This window comes from Streptomyces sp. NPDC020192, from assembly GCF_044388685.1.
GTDB lineage: Bacteria > Actinomycetota > Actinomycetes > Streptomycetales > Streptomycetaceae > Streptomyces.
The window spans coordinates 94189-112634 of the sequence record NZ_JBIRXG010000009.1; the positions used below are offsets into that span (position 1 = coordinate 94189).

The window sequence follows — 18446 nt, forward strand, 5'->3', positions numbered from 1 at the left end:
GTCCCTTCATGTGAGCTTCGGTGACTGTTACCGCTTCAGCTCGGCGTACGCCTCGGCGCTGCTGTCCTGGAGGAACTGCCAGCAACGCTCCGTCTCGTCCTTCTCGTTGATCTCGCCGGCTGCGCGGGCGAGGGCGGCGAGGCAGCGCAGGAAGCCGCGATTGGCGCGGTGGTCCCAGGGGATGGGGCCATGTCCCTTCCACCCGGCCCGGCGCAGCGCGTCCAGACCGCGGTGGTAGCCGGTGCGCGCGTACGCGTACGACTCGACCACTCGCCCCGCCTCGAAGGCGTCGTCGGCGAGCATGGCCCAGGCGAGCGAGAACGTGGGGTGCTTCGCCGCGACCTCGGCCGGTGACCGGGACTCCTTGCCCAGCAGGCGGTACGCCTCTTCGTTCTCCGGGAGGTACGTCGGCTCCGGGCCGCCGAGCAGGTTCTTGTGAGTCGTCATGCCGTCAGTCTGCCACTTGCGGGCATCTGCACCCGGATCAGCAAGGACGACGAGGCCGAGGGGCTGGGAGGGCCCTGGCGGTCACACGCCGATGAAGCTCACTGTCTCCGCCATGTCCGCCCGCCCGGTCCGCAGCCGTGGTGCGGCTTCCTTCTCGAATCCCACGGCGACACCGCAGAACAGTACGAGCCCGTCATCGGCTCCGACCATCTCGCTGACGGTCTTGCGGTACATCGTCCACATCACCTGGGGGCAGGTGTGCAACCCTTCGGCCCTCAGCAACAGCATGACCGTCTGCAGGTACATCCCCGCGTCCCCCCACTGCCCGGGCCCCATGGTCCGGTCGAGGTAGCAGAACAGCACGACCGGCGCCCCGAACGCCTCCGCGTTCAAGGCGGCGATCTTCGTGGGCCTGTCGAGGTCGTCGCGCTCGATTCCCAGGGCTTCGTACCGCTGGGCGGCCGCGGCGGAAAAGCGGTCCAGGTACGGCGAGGTCAGTTCGGCCGGGTACATCGGATACTCCCGCTCATCACCCGGGTCCCGCGCCAGTGCCCTGGCCGTCGCGCGCTTCTTCAGCTCGGCCAGGGGCTCACCGGTCACGACATACACATGCCACGGCTGGAGGTTCCCGCTCGACGGAGCCCGCGTCGCTGCGGCCAGCACTCGTTCGAGTACCTCTTTGGCCACCGGCTCATCGCTGAACGCCCGCACGGCCCGGCGACTGTTCACGGCTTCGTACACGTCCACGTCTTCTCACCTCTCACTGGACGACAGCCACCTCCCTACCGTCCTCAGCACGCAGAACAAGGGGAGTTTTAGTCTGGGCCGAATGTTGCTGCTACGGCTCGACCTGGACGACCTCGCCTCCGTCCGGTTCGCGTGTTCACCCCTGCAGGAGACCGCTCTGAGCCTGTGGGCGTGGCACAACCCGGCCCGGCACGCCGAGCACCAGCCGTTCCTGCGCGAGTCCGCCCCGCTGCTCCGGCAACTCGACTGGCCCCTGCTGCAATCGCTGGTCGGCCCGCGCCGGCGCATCCCCGACTTCCTGACCCCTCACCCCGCCGGTCCGTCCCCTGACATCGACGACGAGTTCGCCGCTCTGCGGGCGACACCGGCCGAGCGTGTGAGAACCGAATTGGTTCAGGCCGCCAGCGGTGCGGAGCTGCACCCCGAGCTTCAGCGGGCGTACGGAGACCCCGTGGGTCTGCTCACGCGCATCGCCGACGCCCTGCACGCATACTGGGCCCTCGTGATCGCGCCGCACTGGCCGCGCATGCAGGCCGTCCTGCGCGCCGACATCCTGCACCGGGCCCGGCAGCTGACCGACGCGGGGGCCGCGGCACTGTTCGCCGGTATCGACCCGGGCCTGCGCTGGCAGGCCGGCGCCCTCACCGTGGACGCCCTCCGCGACGAACACCGTGACCTGGCGGTGGACGGCCGCGGCGTGACGTTCACCCCGTCCCTGTTCTGTGACCATGCCAATACTCTCGTCAACCCTGCCCTGCCGCCCAGGATCGGCTACCCCGCCCGGGGCCGCGGCGCGGTCTGGCACACGAACACGGCCACCTTGCCGAACGCCCTTGCCGACCTCCTCGGCAGCACCCGTGCCCGCCTCCTGACCCTTCTCGCGGAGCCCGCCAGTACCACCGACCTGGCCCACCGGCTGAGCCTCAGTCCCAGCACCGTGAGCCAGCACCTCGGCGTTCTGCACCGTGCACGACTGGTCACCCGGGCCCGGCACGGACACCTCGTCCTGTACCTGCGCAGTCCACTCGGCGACCGACTGACGGCGTGAAACCGTCCTGCCTGACAGATCCGGCACTTGTCATGCCGCGCAGGGCTCTTCTTCACCCGCGACGACGAGTCGGTAGCCGTAGTCCATGTGCTCCCGCTCCAGCAGATCGGCGTGCCGGTGTCGCCAGGCGCCGGACTCCAGGTCCGCGCGCAGTCTTGCCATCGCCGGTTCCACAAGGGAAGGCGGGAGTTGGGCGAAGGTGGAGCTCGCCTGTCGTACGACGGGGTCGAGATAGTGCTCGGGGCGTCGCCAGTAGGCGATCTGGAATCCGTCCGTGAAGTCGTGCGGGACGGGGAAGGGAAGCACGGTGTGCGCACCGAGCGCTTCGACGACGTCGGACAGGGGGGTGAAACGCGCGTGCTCGAGGTCTCGGATCTCGGGCAGGTACTCGTCGATCAGCCACAGTTCCGGCTGATGCTCCGGATCCCAGGTGAAGACGGTCTGCCGACGGGACACACGACGCAGCTCACGCAGCCCACCGCGCAGGTCGTTCCAGTGGTGCACGGTCATGACCGCCATGGCCGCATCGAAGGCGTTGTCCTCGAACGGCAGGTGTTCGGCCGAGGCCAGCACCTTCTTCGGCCCCGGATGCTGGTCGAGCATGACCTGGGACGGGTCCACCGCGGTGACCTCCGCGTCCGTCGGCTCGTAGGAACCCGCACCCGCACCCACGTCGACCACCGTGCGCGCCCCTCCCAAGGCCCGATGGACCAACTCCGCCAGCCGCGGGTCGGGGCGGCGGACGTGCCGATACCCGATGCCGATACGGTCATACGTGGCCGACATTCCGCCGGCACCAGAGATGCTCATGCCTCAGATCCCAACAGAACGTCCGGCGGGTGGACCAAAGATTCGGTGCAGGCCGAAATGGCGTCGCGGCCCAGACCCTCGGCTGTCCCTCCCCGGAGGGATCGGTGTGGCCCGTCTGGCACGGACGGGCCTTGCCCTACGGGGGTCGATTACAGAGGATGCGGTTGGGGACCGGGGCCCCCGTGCCGGAATCGGCAGGGGCGGACCGCTACCCGGAGTACTACAGGAGACAGCGATGTCCCAACAGGCTCATCTGTCCATCGAGACTCAGGAGCCCGAGACCCCGCATCTCGACTTCGCCGGCACCACGCCGTACGAGGACTACGTCAAGGCCGACGTGCTCACCCACCTCCAGCACACCCTCTCCGACGATCCCGGAGAGATGGTCTTCCTGGTCACGACCCAGGTCATGGAGCTGTGGTTCACGGTGATCGTGCACGAGTGGGAGACGGCGGCGAACGCCCTCCGCTCGGACGACGTACCGACCGCGATCGCCGCGCTGAAGCGTTCCGTACGGGAGCTGGAGGCCCTCAACGCCTCCTGGACCCCGCTCGCCCAGCTCACCCCGGCCCAGTTCAACGCCTACCGCTCCGCCCTCGGCGAGGGCTCCGGCTTCCAGTCGGCCATGTACCGCCGCATGGAGTTCCTGCTCGGCGAGAAGTCCGCGTCCATGCTCGTCCCGCACCGCGGCGCCCCCCGCGTCCACGCGGAACTGGAGAAGGCGCTGCACGAGCCGAGCCTGTACGACGAGGTGCTGCGCCTGCTGGCCCGCCGCGGCCACGCCATCCCCGCGTCCGTCGTCCACCGGGACGTCTCCCAGCGCTACGAGCCCTCAGACCAGGTCGAACAGGTCTGGGCGGCCATCTACTCCGGCGACCAGGACGCCGAACCGGCCCGGCTGGGCGAGGCGTTGACCGACGTCGCCGAACTGGTGTGGCGCTGGCGCAACGACCACCTGGTCGCCACCCGCCGCGCGATGGGCGCCAAGCCCGGCACGGGCGGCTCGGCCGGGGTGGCCTGGCTGGAGAAGCGCGCCCGCAAGAACGTGTTCCCGGAGCTGTGGACGGCGAGGTCCCATGTCTGAACTTGCCCTGCAGGCAGAGAAGTTGGACGCGGCGGACGAGCTGGCCGCGCTGCGCACGCGCTTCGTCCTCGATGAGACGGTCTACCTGGACGGGAACTCGCTCGGCGCGCTCCCGGCGGTCGTCCCCGACCGGGTCGCGGACGTGGTCCGCCGCCAGTGGGGCGAGCTGCGCATCCGCTCCTGGGACGAGAGCGGCTGGTGGACCGCGCCCGAGCGGATCGGCGACCGGATCGCCCCGCTGGTCGGCGCGGCGGCCGGCCAGATCGTCGTGGGTGACTCCACAAGTGTCAACGTTTTCAAGGCACTTGTGGCAGCGGTACGGATGGCGGGGGAGGAGGGCGCGGACCGGACGGAAATCCTGGTCGACGCCACGACCTTCCCCACGGACGGCTACATCGCCGAGTCGGCGGCCCGCCTGACCGGCCGCACGCTGCGTGCGGTGACCCCGGCGGAGGTCCCGGCGGCCCTGAGCGACCGTACGGCGGCGGTCCTGCTGAACCACGTCGACTACCGCACCGGCCGTCTGCACGACCTGCCCGGTCTGACGGCCGCGATCCACGCGGCGGGCGCCCTCGCGGTCTGGGACCTGTGCCACAGCGCGGGCGCGCTGCCGGTGGGCCTGGACGAGCACGGGGTCGACCTGGCGGTCGGCTGCACCTACAAGTACCTGAACGGCGGCCCGGGTGCACCGGCGTACCTGTACGTGCGGCAGGAGTTGCAGCCCCGCTTCGACTCCCCGCTGCCCGGCTGGAACTCGCACACCGACCCCTTCGGCATGAGCCCGTCGTACACCCCGGCGCCGGGCGCGCTGCGCGGCCGCGTGGGTACGCCGGACATCCTGTCCATGCTGGCCCTGGAGGCGGCCCTGGAGGTCTGGGACGGGGTCTCCGTCGCCGCGGTCCGCGCGAAGTCCCTCGCCCTGACGGACTTCTTCCTGCGCTGCGTGTCGGCGTACACCGAGCCGGGCCGGGTGGAGTCGGTGACACCCGGGCGGCACGAGGAGCGCGGCAGCCAGGTCGCCCTGCGCTGCGCGGACGCCGGTGAGGTGATGAAACGCCTGATCAGCAGGGGTGTCGTGGGCGACTTCCGGCACCCGGACGTCCTCCGCTTCGGCTTCACCCCGCTGTACGTGGGCTTCGCCGAGACGGAGCGGGCGGCGCGGATCCTGGGGGAGGAGCTGGCGTAGGGGAAGTGCTGGGGGAGGGCTGGGGGAGGGTCCTGAGCGGAACGGATCCTCCCCCTTCCGACCGGCACAGAACCGTTTACCCTCACCCTGAGTGACAACCCCATGTTCGCGCACGTCACCGGCCTGATACCGTCCCCGCCAACGGTGAACGCAAAGTTCCCACCTGGTCCGCCACAGGCCAAACACGTTCCATCGCTGAGAGGTTGGAGCATGCCGGACGACGCCGCAGCAGCCCGCGCCGCCGCCGAAGAGGAGTCGGCCTTCTCGCACTCCCCGGTCGACCCCGACGTCAGCTCCGCGTACGGCGACCACCCCGACCAGGTGATCGACTTCTACGCACCGCGGTCCGACCGGGACGCGCTCGCCCCGCTGGTGGTGGTCCTGCACGGCGGCGCCTGGCGGGCCCGGTACGACCGTCGGCACATCACGCCGTTCGCGGACTACCTGGCCCGTAGGGGTTTCGCGGTGGCCAACGTCGAGTACCGGCGCGGCGGCGAGACTCCTTCCCTGATCCCCGAGCAGAACACGGGTGGGGTCACCCCGCCGGCAGGCCGCTGGCCGGACACGTTCGACGACGTGGCGGCCGCCCTGGACGCGCTGCCGGACCTCGTCCGTACGGCGATCCCGCAGGCGGACCCCCGCCGCACGGTGCTGACGGGCCACTCGGCGGGCGGCCACCTGGCGTTGTGGGCGGCGGCCCGGCACGTCCTCCCCGCGGACGCGCCCTGGCGCACGGCGGGCCCGACCGCTCTCCGGGGCGTCGTCGCGCTGGCCCCGATCGCGGACTTCGAGGTGGCGGAGAAGCTGGACGTCTGCGGCAACGCGAGCCTGCAACTCCTCGGCGGCCGCGACACCTTCACCGACCGCCGTCCGTACGCCGACCCCGTCCTCCTCCTCCCGACGGGCATCGCGACGACGCTGGTCCAGGGGCGCGCGGACCTGGTCGTACCGCACGCGGTGGCCGAGTCGTACGCGGACGCGGCGGCGAAGGCGGGTGAGGTGGTGGGCCTGACCCTGCTGGAGGACGTGGGCCACTTCCCCCTGATCGACCCGGCGGCGGACGCGTGTGCGGTGGTGGCGGAGGAGATCGCCCAACTGGCCTGGTGACAGACCCCGGTCATACCCGTAGTACCTGAGAGCTACCCCGCAGAACAGCTCTCAGGCGGGACGCCGACGACAGCCCTCGCTCCATAACTTCCTTGCCAGAAAAGCCCGATGGCCGGGCACTCTGAAAGGAAGCCGACCGTGGGGCACACCGAGCACCGGGCCCACCCGCAGACGCCGGCGGTGAATGGGCCCCGTGAGGGGCGCGGGGCTGCATCCATGTGCGGCTCCGCCGCGTGGGCGCGACCAGCCACCACTCACCCGCACACGGCACTCGACTCGCAGTCCCCGTCCTCACATCCGCAGTCGCCGACGGCGAATGTGCCCCACCAGGGCCACCCACGGTCGGCGACGAAGGCGTCACGGCTGGTGCGGGTGGGCAAAAGAAGCGGCCGAACCCGCGGATGCGTCCGCGCGTTGCTCGCCACCCTCCTCGTCACAGCCATCGCGGCCCCCCTCTCCGCCGCCACCACCCACCCCCGCATCCCGGCCCCCCGCCCCGCCACCCTCCCCCCGCTCACGGCAACCACCCTCCACACCGCCTACGAAGCCAACCGAGCCGACGCGGCGGCAGCCGCCCGCATGGCCGCGGCCCACGGCGACAGCCACCGCGCCGCCGCCGACCGAGCCCTCGCCGCCCCCACCCGCACCCTCCTCGCCTTCGACGGCCGAGGCACCGGCCAGGCCACGGAGGTCCTCGGCGACCTCCCCCACGCCGACCACATCGCCGTCCTGGTTCCCGGTTCGGACACCTCCCTGGACACCTACGCCCGCTTCCACCGGGCCGCCGAGTCCCTGTACAGCGACCTCACCCACCGCGCTCCCCACGGCACCCGTGTCTCCGTCATCGCCTGGCTCGGTTACGAGACCCCGGCCACGGTCAGCAGCACGGTCACCACGACCACCCGAGCCGACGAAGCCGCCCCCCACCTGCGTGCCTTCGTACGAGACCTGCGCGCGGCGACCAAGCCGACCGCACACCTCTCCCTGCTCTGCCACTCCTACGGCTCGGTCGTCTGCGGCCGAGCCGCCCCCGGCCTGGACGCCGGCGACATCGCCCTGGTCGGCAGCCCCGGCACCGGCGCGGACTCCGCCGCCGCCCTGCACAGCCACGCCCGGATCTGGGCGGCCCGCGGCAGCGACGACTGGGTGGCGAACGTCCCGCACGTCAGCGCCCACCTCTTCGGCACCACCATCGGCTTCGGCACCGACCCGGTCTCCCACGCCTTCGGCGCCCGGGTCTTCGACGCGGCCGACGCCGGACACAGCGGCTACTTCACCCCGGGCTCGGCCTCCCTCGCCAACCTGGCCCGGATCACCCTCGGCGAGACCTCGGAGGTGACCCGTGCCTGAGCCCGCCGTACTCGACCCCCTGCACGCCCCTCGACGCCACCCCCTGCGCACCCTGCGCCGTACGGCCCACCAGGTCGACTCCGCCACCCCCGCCGACCGGGACCGGGCCGTCGACGCCCTGCGGGCCTTCGCGATCCTCGGTGTCGTCCTCGGCCACTGGCTGGTGACCGCGCTGGTCGCGAAGGACGGCGGCCTGCACACCACCAGCCCGCTGCAGCACATGCCCTGGCTGGCCCCGATCTCCTGGCTGTTCCAGACCCTGGCCGTGTTCTTCCTGGTCGGCGGCCATGTGGCGACCCGCAGCCTCACCTCGGCCCGTGCGAGAGGCGACGGCTACGGCTCCTGGCTGCGCGCCCGCCTGACCCGCCTGCTCCGCCCGGTGGCCGCCCTGCTGTGCCTGTGGGCGGTCACCGCCACGGTCCTCCTCCTCACCGGCACTCCGCCGGCCACGATCGAGGCCCTGGTCAAACTGGCCCTGTCCCCGCTGTGGTTCCTGCTGGTCTTCGCCGGCCTGACCGCCGCCACCCCGCTCCTCACCCGCCTCAACCCCCTCTGGCCGCTGGCCGTCGTCCTGCACGTCGACCTCCTCCGCTTCGGCCTCCACCTCGGCCCCGCCTGGCTCGGCTGGCTGAACGTGGCGGCGGGCTGGCTCGTGCCGTACACCCTGGGCGCGGCCTGGACCCGGGGAGAACTGGACGGCCGCCGCGCGGCCTGGGTCCTCCTCCTCGGCGGTACGGCGGCCACGGCGCTGCTCATCGGCTGCGCGGGCTACCCGGCGTCCATGGTCGGCGTCCCCGGCGCGAAGATCTCCAACCTCGACCCGCCGACCCTCGCGGCCGTCACCTTCGGCCTGGCCCAGTGCGGCCTGGCCCTGCTCCTGCGCGACCGGCTGCGTCGTGCGATGGCCCGCCCGCTGCTCTGGTCGGCGGTGGCCCTCGTCAACCTGTCGGCGATGACGATCTACCTCTGGCACCAGACGGCCATGATGGCCACGACGGCGACGGGCCTGACGGCCGGCCGTCTGCCCGGCCTGCACACCGCACCCGATTCGCTGGACTGGGTGCCGTACCGCCTCGCCTGGCTCCCCGTCTTCACCCTGGTCCTGGCCTTGTGCTGGACGGCCTTCCGCCACCACGAACAGGGCCCCCGCCGCCCCCGGAACCGCACGTCGCACGTGGTCCGCCGCCACCTGCCCCCGGCAAAGACCCCGCACCATGCCTAAGGTTGACCTCGTGAAGCCCGCGGACCCCCACGATCTCGACAAGCTCCACCCCTCCGCCGGTGCCACTCCCACCCCCGCGCACACCGCCCCCGGTGCCGAACCGAGCCTCAAGAGCCGCCTCGCGGCCTGGCTGGGCGAGGCCCCGTCGACGCAGTCGCCCCCCTTCTCGAAGTACCGCTGGGCCCGCCTGCTCACCTACGTCCTCGTCGGCTATCTGGCCCTCGGCATCGCCCTCGCGGGCGCCCAGGATCTGTCCGGCAGCTACGGCTTCACCACCGCCATGGCGTTCCTGAGCACCTTCCTCCAGGCCGCCGCCGTCGTCCTGGCTCTGCGGCGACCCGTCCCCGCCTGGGCCCTGTCCCTGTCCGCCGCCACCTTCACCGCGCTGCTCGCCCGCCAGAACCTGACGCAGCTGAAGCTCTCCAGCCCCAACTGGCCGTGGGCCACGGCCACTCTGCTGGCCCACATGGCCGTGTTCCTGCTCCTCGCCCTGCGCGTCCGGGTCCGTGGCACGGTCGCCGCGCTCGGCGTGACCGCCCTGGTGACCTTCGTCGTCGAAGGCGGCATAGGTGCGCTGCGCTACTCGCCGACGGGATACACCGCGGTCGGACTGTTCGCCGTCGCCGCCGTCATCGGCTCCGCCCTGCGCGGCCGGAGCGAGGCCCGTAAGGAACTGGTCGAGCAGACGACGATCACCGCGGAGGAGCGGGCCCGCCGGGCCCTGCTGGAGGAGCGCAGCCGTATCGCCCGCGAGCTGCACGACGTGGTCGCCCACCACATGTCGGTGATCTCGATCCAGGCCCAGGTGGCACCGCACCTGGTGGAGAACCCCTCCGAGGAGCTGAAGGAGAACCTGGAGGGCATCCGCAACAACGCCCTGGAGGCCCTGACGGAGCTGCGCCGTGTGCTCGGTGTGCTGCGTTCGGCGGGCCCGGACGACCCGGCGGCCGTGGACGACGCCTACCGGCTGTCCGCCCCCGGCACCGGCCCGGCCCCCGACGCCCCGCAGCCGAACCTCGCCCGGCTGGGCGCGCTGATCGAGAACACGCGGGCGGCCGGGCTGGAGGTCGTCCTGAGGACGGACGGCGAGGCGCGCGGCTATCCGCCCGGCGTGGAGCTGTCGGCGTACCGGATCGTGCAGGAGGCCCTGAGCAACGTCCTGCGGCACGCGCCGGGCGCGTCGGTCACCGTGGAGGTCCTGCACTACCCGAACGGGATATGCCTGGACATCACCAACTCCCGCCCGAGCCGCCCGGCCCCGCCGTCCCCCGGCAGCGGCCACGGGCTGCTCGGGATGCGGGAGCGCACGGCGATGCTCGGCGGGCACGTCGTCGCGATGGGCGACCGACGCGGCGGCTTCCGGGTGACGGCGTTCCTGCCGCGCGAGGGCACCCCGGAACCGGCGGACACCGAGGGGCCCTTCCCACCGGGGCTCCCGCCCTCACCGTCGCGCCCGTCGCCGCCCCCGCTGCCGCCGTCACCCCCCGCATCCGCGCGCGATCCGCACAGCCCCGAGCCCCCGACAGGAGAACAGGCCCCATGACGAGCGGTGCCGGCACCATCCGTGTACTCATCGCCGACGACCAGGAGATGGTCCGGCAGGGTTTCACCGTGCTGCTCAACACCCAGCCCGACATCGAGGTGGTCGGGCAGGCGGTGGACGGGCTGGACGCGATCGCCCGGACCGCCGAACTGGCCCCGGACGTCGTGCTGATGGACATCCGGATGCCCGAGATGGGCGGTCTCGAGGCGACCCGGCGGATCAGCGTCGAGCACCCCGCGGTCAAGGTGCTCGTGCTGACCACGTTCGACCTGGACGAGTACGTGTACGAGGCGCTGCGGGCCGGTGCCTCCGGCTTCCTGCTCAAGGACGCTTCGGCGGACAAGCTGGCCGAGGCGGTGCGGGTGGTGGCCGCGGGCGACGCCCTGCTCGCGCCCGGCGTCACCCGGCGTCTGATCGCCCAGTTCGCCCGGCTGGACGGCAGCCGCCAGGCCCCGCTCAAGCAGCGCGTCGGGGATCTCACGGAACGGGAGACGGAGGTGCTGGCGCTGATCGCGCAGGGCCTGTCGAACGCGGAGATCGCCGAGCGGCTGGTCGTGGCGGAGCAGACCGTGAAGACGCACGTCGGCCGGATCCTGGTGAAGCTGGGGCTCAGGGACCGCACCCAGGCGGCGGTCTTCGCCTTCGAGTCGGGCCTGGTCCGCCCGGGCGGCGGCCGCTGACCCGCCGGCCCACTGAGTCCCCTCCGCACCTAGGGGATCCCGCCCCCGGAGACCCGTAGTACCTGAGAGGGACCCCGAAGGACCCCTCTCCAAGGGGACGACCGCGACCTCCGGCCCGGCCTACCGTTCTGTACGTGACCGAGACGACGCACACGCAGACGACACCGCCGGGCCCGGCCGGCCGGCCGCGCAGCCCGGAGTTCCGGCTCGCCGCGGACGCCCTGCGGGGGCTGCGGCAGGACCTGTTCCAGGACGCCTTCGCCTACGACCCGCTGCCCCGGGTGGCCGAGGCCCCCTCGCCCACCCGGCGTCTGTCGAGCCGGACGCGGGTGTACGGAGCCTGGACCCCGCACGTGCTGGTGGCCCTCGGCGGTGCCGTGGCCCTGTTCCTCGGCGCGACGAACGAGGAGGCGCCCCTGAGGGCCCTGCTGTGCGGGCTGTTCGCGCTGGTGCCGGTCCTGCTGACCCTGGTGCGTCCGGTGGGCGCGTTCTGGGCGTCGCTGGCGGGCACGGTCGCCACGGCCGTGATCGGCAGCGGCGACGGCAGCTGGCCGTGGCTGCCGGGCAGCTTCGTCTCCCATCTGCTGGTGCTGACGATCGTCGCGCTGCGCACCCGCCCGCGCACGGCGGCCTGGATGTGGGTGCTGACGGCGTTGTTCGGCCTCTTCGCCGAAACGGGCCTGGGCCGGGGCAGGTTCGGTTCCGACACCGACCCGATGCTGATCCTGTCGGCGCTGATCCTGCTGATCGTCACGGTCCGGCACATACGGCGGGAGGCGCGGCAGGAGGTGACCGCCCAGCAGACGGCGACGGCGCACGAACGCTCCCGCCGCACCCTGCTGGAGGAGCGCACGACGATCGCCCGTGAGCTGCATGACGTGGTCGCCCATCACATGTCGGTGGTCGCGATCCAGGCGGAGGCCGCGCCGTACCGGGTGGAGAATCCGCCGCCGGAGCTGGAGCAGGCGTTCGCCACCATCCGGGAGAACGCGGTGGCGGCGCTGACCGAGCTGCGCCGGGTCCTGGGCGTGGTCCGCGCGGAGGACTACGAGGCCCCGGACGCCCCGCAGCCCACGCTCGCCGACCTGGACGGGCTGCTGGCCAATGTGCGGGAGGCCGGGCTGGAGGTGGACAAGGCGGTGACGGGAGCGGTCCGTGAACTCCCGCAGGGCGTGGAGCTGTCGGCGTACCGAATAGTCCAGGAGGCCCTCAGCAACACCCTGCGGCACGCACCGGGGGCGAGCGCCCGCGTGGAGATCGGCTATGTCCTCGGCGGCCTGGGCCTGCGCATCGTCAACACCCCGCCGCCCGCACCGCACCTCGTCCAGCCCTCTCCGGGCGCGGGGCACGGCATCACGGGCATGCGGGAGCGCGTCTCGATGCTGAACGGCGAGATGACGGCGGGCCCGACGGACGACGGGGGCCACGAGGTGACGGTGTTCCTGCCGGTGGCGGCCGCCGTGAGCGAAGGGGACGCATGACCATCCGCGTACTGATCGCGGACGACCAGATGATGGTCCGCGAGGGCTTCTCGGTCCTGCTGAACGCGATGCCGGACATCGAGGTCGTCGGCGAGGCCGTCAACGGAAGGGAGGCGGTGGAACGGGTCCGGGAACTGGCGCCGGACGTCGTCCTGATGGACATCCGGATGCCGGAGCTGAACGGCATCGAGGCGACCCGGGAGATCGTCGCTGCGGACGCGACGGCGAAGGTGCTGGTCCTGACCACCTTCGACCTGGACGAGTACGTCTACCAGGCCCTGCGCGCGGGAGCCTCCGGCTTCCTCCTGAAGGACGCCTCGGCCCGCCAACTGGCCGACGGGGTCCGGGTGGTAGCCGCCGGCGAGGCCCTCCTGGCCCCCTCGGTCACCAGACGACTGATCACCGAGTTCTCCCGCCTCTCGGAACCGCCGCGCCTGATACCGGCGTCCCAGGCGGCCTACGGCGAACTGACGGAACGCGAGACGGAGGTACTGATCCTGATCGCCCAGGGCCTGTCCAACGCGGAGATCGCGGAACGCCTGGTGGTGGCGGAGTCGACGATCAAAACCCACGTCAGCCGCATCCTGGTCAAACTGGGCCTGAGAGACCGCACCCAGGCAGCGGTGTTCGCGTACGAGGCCCGCCTGGTCACACCGGGCTGACAGGCGTCACAACCATGGATCTCGTATCAGATTGGCACACGGGTCCTGCTCGACTGCGAAGGCCGGGGCTGAACACCCCTGGTCAGCTCCCGGTCCGGCGGGTTAGCTTCCCCGCATGGCAGGCTCTCACGACCTCGGTTTCGACCCCTGGGCCCCGGCGTTCCTCGCCGACCCGTACCCGGCCTATGCCGAGCTGCGCGCACGCGGCCGGGTGATCCGGTACGAGCGGACCGACCAGTGGCTGGTCCCGCATCACGCGGATGTCTCGACGCTGCTCCGGGACCGCCGGCTGGGGCGGACGTATCAGCACCGCTTCTCGCACGAGGACTTCGGGCGGACCGCACCCCCGCCCGAGCAGGAGCCGTTCCACACCCTCAACGACCACGGCATGCTCGACCTGGAGCCGCCGGACCACACCCGGATCCGGCGCCTGGTGTCCAAGGCGTTCACCCCGCGCACGGTGGAGCGGCTGAAGCCGTACGTCGAGGCGCTGGCGAACGACCTGGTGGCGGGGCTGGTCCGGGACGGGGGCGGTGATCTGCTGACCGACGTGGCGGAGCCGCTGCCGGTCGCCGTCATCGCCGAGATGCTGGGCATCCCCGAGGCGGACCGCGCCCAGCTCCGCCCCTGGTCGGCGGACATCTGCGGAATGTACGAGCTGAACCCGTCGGAGGAGACGGCCACGAAGGCGGTCCGGGCCTCGGTGGAGTTCTCGGAGTACCTGCGCGAGCTGATCGCCGCGCGCCGCAAGGAACCGGGCGAGGATCTCATCTCGGGCCTGATCGCGGCCCACGACGAGGACGACCGGCTGACCGAGCAGGAGATGATCTCCACGGCGGTCCTGTTGCTCAACGCCGGCCACGAAGCCACGGTCAACGCCACGGTGAACGGCTGGTGGGCGCTGTTCCGCAACCCCGGCCAGCTGGCCGCCCTGCGCGCCGACCACTCCCTGATCCCGTCCGCGATCGAGGAGCTGATGCGCTACGACACCCCGCTCCAGCTCTTCGAACGCTGGGTCCTGGACGACATCGAGATCGACGGCACGACGATCCCGAGGGGCTCGGAGATCGCGATGCTCTTCGGCTCCGCCAACCGCGACCCGGCCGTCTTCACCGACCCCGACCGGCTGGACCTGGCCCGCAAGGACAACCCCCACATCTCCTTCAGCGCCGGCATTCACTACTGCATCGGCGCCCCGCTGGCCCGCATCGAGCTCGCGGCCTCCATGACGGCCCTCCTCCAGCAGGCCCCCACGCTGACCCTGGCGGCGGAGCCGCGGCGGAAGCCGAACTTCGTCATCAGGGGGCTGGAGGGGCTGAGCGTCGAGGTGGGGTGATCACCCGTTCGGATGATCGCCGAGCGATTACGATCGAAGGCCGCCGGTGGCTTGTCACGCTGGTGCCTGCCTACGAAGGGGGGCACCATGACGGTTATGGCAGAGCGCACCTCGTCTCAGATGTCGGTGGACGTGTTCGAGCGGATCGCGGAATTCGCCGAGTGCGAGGACGAGACCGTCAGGTTCGAGTTCATCGACGGACGGATCGGGGTCAAGAAGGTGACGAACGGCAGCCACGGTGAGATCGCCATGTGGTTGGCATTCCGGTGCAAAGAAGCACGGCCCGACCTCACCCTCAACACGACAGGCCAGGGGCTGAAGGTCGAGGCATACCGCAAGGGCCGGGCCCGTCCCGACGGCGTGCTCGCACCGGTGGGGCACTTCGCGGGACAGGGGGACTGGGCCGAAACCCGCGGCGTGCTGATGGCCGTCGAGATCACCTCGTACGACTCGGACACCCACCACCGCGACCGAGTGGAGAAACCCCGCGCCTACGCCGAAGCGGGTATCCCGGTGTACTTGCTGATCGACCGTGGCAACCTCTCGATCCTTGTGCACACGGACCCCGACCCAGAGGACGGCTACCGTGACATCCACGTGGTGAGGTTCGGCGGCAAGGTCACCCTCCCCGACCCCGTCGGTATCGAACTCGACACCGAGGAACTCAAGCAGTACGCCGACTGAGCCTCAGCCAGCCAGATCGCGGCGCCGCAGTCCCGCCAGGCCGCCCGCCACCAGCAGGGCCGCCAGGGTCAGCAGCACCCCCACCGGCCCCCACTCCATCCCCCCACCCGGCAGCTTCGGCAGATGCCCGAACGGGGACAGGTCCAGCACCGCGCGCGGGAGGCTCAACGCCGGGCCGATCCAGCCGATCAGCAGGGCCGCGCCGGCCACCCCCCATGCCGCCACCGCCCCCTGCGGCAGGACGCCGAAGAGCAGGACGGCGATGCCGCCGATCACCCAGACCGCGGCGACCTGGAGCAGGCACGCGCCCAGCACCGGCCCGATCTGCTTGCCGTAGCCGACGGCGAAGCCCAGGCCGGCCAGCAGCATGATCAGGGCCGAGCCGCCGAAGGCGATCAGCAGATGCCCGGCGGCCCAGCGCAGCCGGCCCACCGCACCGGCCAGCACCGGTTCGGCGCGGCCGGAGGTCTCCTCACCGCCGAGCCGCAGCACGGACGAGACGACGTAGAGCGCGGCGACCAGGCCGAGCATGCCGACCATCGCGGCGAGGAAGGCGTCCGTCAGCCCCGACTGCCCGCCCATGCGCTGGAAGATCTCCCGGGCCCGGGCGTTGTCGCCGACGAGCTTGGCCGCGCCGTCCGTCAGCCCGCCGTAGACGACCCCGGCGAGGAAGAAGCCGAGGCTCCAGCCGAGCACGCTGCCCCGCTGCAGTCGCCAGGCCAGCGCACCGGCGGTGCCGAGCCGCCCCACGGCCGGACCCGGCCGGGTCGGCAGGAAGCTCATGCCGATGTCCCGGCGACCCGCCAACGCGTAAGCACAGAGAGCCTGCACGGCCACCGCGGCCACGAACAGCAGCAGCACCCACCAGCGTTCGGCCGCGAAGGCGCGCAGGTTCTCCAGCCAGCCCAGCGGGGACAGCCAGGTCAGGACGGAGGAGTCGGCGGAGGAGGCCGAGTCGCCCGCCGCGCGCAGCACGAAGGCCGCGCCGAGCACCGCCGCCGTCAGCCCCCGGGCCATCCGGGCGCTCTCCGTCAGCTGGGCGACGATCGCCGCCATGGTGGCGAAGACCAGGCCCGCGCCCGCCACCCCGAGCCCGAAGGCCAGGGCACCGGCCGCGCCCTGCCCGGCCAGCCCGGCGGTGATCAGCAGGCCGAGGAGGACGTTCGCGACCGCCGCCGCCAGCAGGGCCGCCGTGAGCGGGGCCCGGCGCCCGACCGTCCCGGAGGAGATCAGCTCCTGCCGCCCGCTCTCCTCCTCGTCCCGGGTGTGCCGTACGACGACGAGCAGGCTCATGACGGCGGCAAGCGCGCCCGCGTACACCCCGACCCGCCAGGCGGTCAGCGCGCCGAGGGAGTCGTCGAAGACCGGGCCGACCAGGGCGCGCAGCGAGGTGTTGGCCGCCATCTGGTGCTTCAGGTCGGCGCGTTGGGCCGGGGTGGCGTACAGGCTCTTCAGGGTGTTCGGCATGGAGAGGACCATCAGCGTGTTCACCGCGACCCAGACCGGGACGAGCACCCGGTCGCGGCGCAGGGCGAACCTCAACAGGGTGCCCGTGCCCGCCAGTTGGGAGGTTGAGCGGTTCATACTGCCACCTCGTCCGCGTAGTGCCGCAGGAACAGCTCCTCCAGCGTCGGCGGGGTCGAGGTCAGCGAGCGCACCCCCGTGGCACTCAACGACCGCAGTACGGCGTCGAGTTGGCCGGTGTCGACCTGGAGCCGGACCCGGTGGCCCTGGATGTCGAGGTCGTGCACGCCCGGCAGATGGGCGAGTCCGTCGGGCGGTCCGGCGAGTTCGGCGCTGACGCTGGTCCGGGTCAGATGCCGCAGTTCGGCCAGCGAACCGCTCTCCACGGTCCGGCCCTTGCGGATGATGCTGACCCGGTCGCAGAGTTCCTCGACCTCACTCAAGATGTGGGACGACAGCAGGACCGTACGGCCCCGCTCCCGTTCCTCCTCCACGCAAGTCTGGAAGACCTCCTCCATCAGCGGGTCCAGGCCCGAGGTCGGCTCGTCCAGGATCAACAGGTCGACGTCGGAGGCGAAGGCGGCGACGAGGGCGACCTTCTGCCGGTTGCCCTTGGAGTAGGTGCGGCCCTTCTTGGTGGGGTCCAGCTCGAACCGCTCGATCAGGTCTGCCCGGCGCCGCTGGTCGAGGCCTCCGCGCAGCCGGCCGTAGAGGTCGATGACCTCGCCGCCGGAGAGGTTGCGCCACAGGGTGACGTCGCCGGGGACGTACGCGATACGGCGGTGCACCTCGACCGCGTCCCGCCACGGGTCGCGGCCCAGCACCTGGGCGGCGCCCGCGTCGGCGCGCAGCAGCCCGAGCAGGACGCGGATGGTGGTGGACTTCCCGGCGCCGTTCGGGCCGAGGAAGCCGTGCACCTCACCGGCCTCGACGTCCAGGTCGAGGCCGTCCAGCGCGTGGGTACGGCCGAAGGACTTGTGGAGTCCGACGACCGTGATTGCCTTCGTCATGCTCCGAACGTACGCTTCTTTCAGAAATTTGTGAAGTTAAGGAAGCGGATGAACGCCGGATAGGGTGAGGGGCATGACGGAGCCAGGGAGTGAGCGGGATCCGGAGACGGTCTCGCGGTTCGTGGAGCGGTTCGCGGCGCAGCTGGTCGAGGCCGGGATGCAGCGCATGCCCTCCCGGGTCTTCGCCGCCCTCCTCGCCTCCGACGCCGGCTCTCTGACCTCGGCCGAACTGAGCGAACAGCTGCGGATCAGCCCCGCCGCAGTCTCCGGCGCCGTGCGCTATCTCGCCCAGGTCCACATGGTGTCGAGGGAACGGGAGCCCGGTTCGCGCCGGGAGCGGTACCGGGTGCACAGCAACCAGTGGTACGAGGCGCTCACCAGTCGCGAGGCGATCATCAAGCGCTGGGAGGACGCCCTGCGCGAGGGGGTGGACAGCCTCGGAGCCGGCACCCCCGCGGGGCGCCGTCTCGCCGAGACGCTGGCCTTCTTCGAGTTCATCGAGCAGGACGTGGCACTGATGATGGAGCGGTGGCGGGTGTACCGGGAGGAGAGGTACGGCGGCAAGGAGACGTACGGCGGCTGAGG

At 71.7% G+C, this 18446-nt stretch carries 18 protein-coding genes; 13 read left to right on the plus strand and 5 right to left on the minus strand.

The window, feature by feature from the left end; genetic code table 11:
• Positions 1-27 precede the first annotated feature (27 nt).
• Both ACH47Z_RS19065 and ACH47Z_RS19070 read right to left on the minus strand, forming a co-directional pair.
• The gene (locus ACH47Z_RS19065) at positions 28-447 is read right to left on the minus strand and encodes a DUF3151 domain-containing protein (protein WP_399074985.1); all 420 of its coding nucleotides are present in this window, start codon (positions 445-447) and stop codon (positions 28-30) included.
• Between the two features lie 81 nt (positions 448-528).
• Complete coding sequence (locus ACH47Z_RS19070) at positions 529-1194, minus strand: nitroreductase (RefSeq protein WP_399074987.1); 666 nt, start codon at positions 1192-1194, stop codon at positions 529-531.
• Positions 1195-1276: 82 nt separating this feature from the next.
• On the opposite strand from ACH47Z_RS19070, the gene ACH47Z_RS19075 reads away from it, so the two are divergent.
• Positions 1277-2242, plus strand: a complete 966-nt coding sequence (locus ACH47Z_RS19075) for an ArsR family transcriptional regulator (protein ID WP_399074989.1) — start codon at positions 1277-1279, stop codon at positions 2240-2242.
• Between the two features lie 30 nt (positions 2243-2272).
• Here ACH47Z_RS19075 and ACH47Z_RS19080 read toward each other — a convergent pair whose 3' ends face one another.
• Complete coding sequence (locus ACH47Z_RS19080; protein ID WP_399074991.1) at positions 2273-3052, minus strand: class I SAM-dependent methyltransferase; 780 nt, start codon at positions 3050-3052, stop codon at positions 2273-2275.
• Between the two features lie 235 nt (positions 3053-3287).
• Between ACH47Z_RS19080 and ACH47Z_RS19085 the strand changes: the two genes are divergently transcribed.
• The 11 genes from ACH47Z_RS19085 (at position 3288) to ACH47Z_RS19135 (ending at position 15387) form a co-directional block, all read left to right on the plus strand.
• Positions 3288-4136, plus strand: a complete 849-nt coding sequence (locus ACH47Z_RS19085; RefSeq protein ID WP_399074993.1) for a tryptophan 2,3-dioxygenase family protein — start codon at positions 3288-3290, stop codon at positions 4134-4136.
• Positions 4129-5322, plus strand: coding sequence for a kynureninase (gene kynU, locus ACH47Z_RS19090; RefSeq protein WP_399074995.1), 1194 nt, complete (start codon positions 4129-4131; stop codon positions 5320-5322). The genes ACH47Z_RS19085 and kynU overlap by 8 nt, the downstream gene beginning before the upstream one ends.
• Positions 5323-5532: 210 nt before the next feature.
• Entirely contained in the window at positions 5533-6429 is an 897-nt protein-coding gene (locus ACH47Z_RS19095; RefSeq protein ID WP_399074997.1) for an alpha/beta hydrolase, read from the plus strand.
• Positions 6430-6645: 216 nt separating this feature from the next.
• Complete coding sequence (locus ACH47Z_RS19100; protein ID WP_399075369.1) at positions 6646-7779, plus strand: alpha/beta hydrolase; 1134 nt, start codon at positions 6646-6648, stop codon at positions 7777-7779.
• Between the two features lie 19 nt (positions 7780-7798).
• Positions 7799-9001: an acyltransferase gene (locus ACH47Z_RS19105; protein WP_399075371.1), complete on the plus strand. Its 1203-nt coding sequence runs from the start codon at positions 7799-7801 to the stop codon at positions 8999-9001.
• Positions 9002-9011: 10 nt separating this feature from the next.
• Positions 9012-10544 carry a histidine kinase gene (locus ACH47Z_RS19110; RefSeq protein WP_399074999.1) on the plus strand — a complete coding sequence of 511 codons (1533 nt, stop codon included), beginning with the start codon at positions 9012-9014 and terminating at the stop codon, positions 10542-10544.
• Positions 10541-11224: a response regulator gene (locus tag ACH47Z_RS19115; protein WP_399075001.1), complete on the plus strand. Its 684-nt coding sequence runs from the start codon at positions 10541-10543 to the stop codon at positions 11222-11224. The genes ACH47Z_RS19110 and ACH47Z_RS19115 overlap by 4 nt, the downstream gene beginning before the upstream one ends.
• 134 nt (positions 11225-11358) lie before the next feature.
• Positions 11359-12705, plus strand: coding sequence for a sensor histidine kinase (locus ACH47Z_RS19120; protein WP_399075003.1), 1347 nt, complete (start codon positions 11359-11361; stop codon positions 12703-12705).
• Entirely contained in the window at positions 12702-13367 is a 666-nt protein-coding gene (locus ACH47Z_RS19125; protein ID WP_399075005.1) for a response regulator, read from the plus strand. The genes ACH47Z_RS19120 and ACH47Z_RS19125 overlap by 4 nt, the downstream gene beginning before the upstream one ends.
• Before the next feature lie 115 nt (positions 13368-13482).
• Complete coding sequence (locus ACH47Z_RS19130; protein WP_399075007.1) at positions 13483-14703, plus strand: cytochrome P450; 1221 nt, start codon at positions 13483-13485, stop codon at positions 14701-14703.
• Between the two features lie 87 nt (positions 14704-14790).
• Positions 14791-15387 (plus strand): Uma2 family endonuclease, encoded by a 597-nt coding sequence (locus ACH47Z_RS19135; protein ID WP_399075009.1) that lies wholly within the window; start codon positions 14791-14793, stop codon positions 15385-15387.
• Between the two features lie 3 nt (positions 15388-15390).
• Here ACH47Z_RS19135 and ACH47Z_RS19140 read toward each other — a convergent pair whose 3' ends face one another.
• Positions 15391-16971 carry an ABC transporter permease gene (locus tag ACH47Z_RS19140; RefSeq protein WP_399075011.1) on the minus strand — a complete coding sequence of 527 codons (1581 nt, stop codon included), beginning with the start codon at positions 16969-16971 and terminating at the stop codon, positions 15391-15393.
• Entirely contained in the window at positions 16968-17861 is an 894-nt protein-coding gene (locus ACH47Z_RS19145; RefSeq protein ID WP_399075013.1) for an ATP-binding cassette domain-containing protein, read from the minus strand. Before ACH47Z_RS19145 ends, ACH47Z_RS19140 begins: the two co-directional genes overlap by 4 nt.
• Before the next feature lie 73 nt (positions 17862-17934).
• On the opposite strand from ACH47Z_RS19145, the gene ACH47Z_RS19150 reads away from it, so the two are divergent.
• A complete protein-coding gene (locus ACH47Z_RS19150) occupies positions 17935-18444 on the plus strand; it encodes a GbsR/MarR family transcriptional regulator (RefSeq protein ID WP_399075015.1) in 510 nt (169 codons plus the stop codon).
• The last annotated feature ends 2 nt before the right edge of the window (positions 18445-18446 follow it).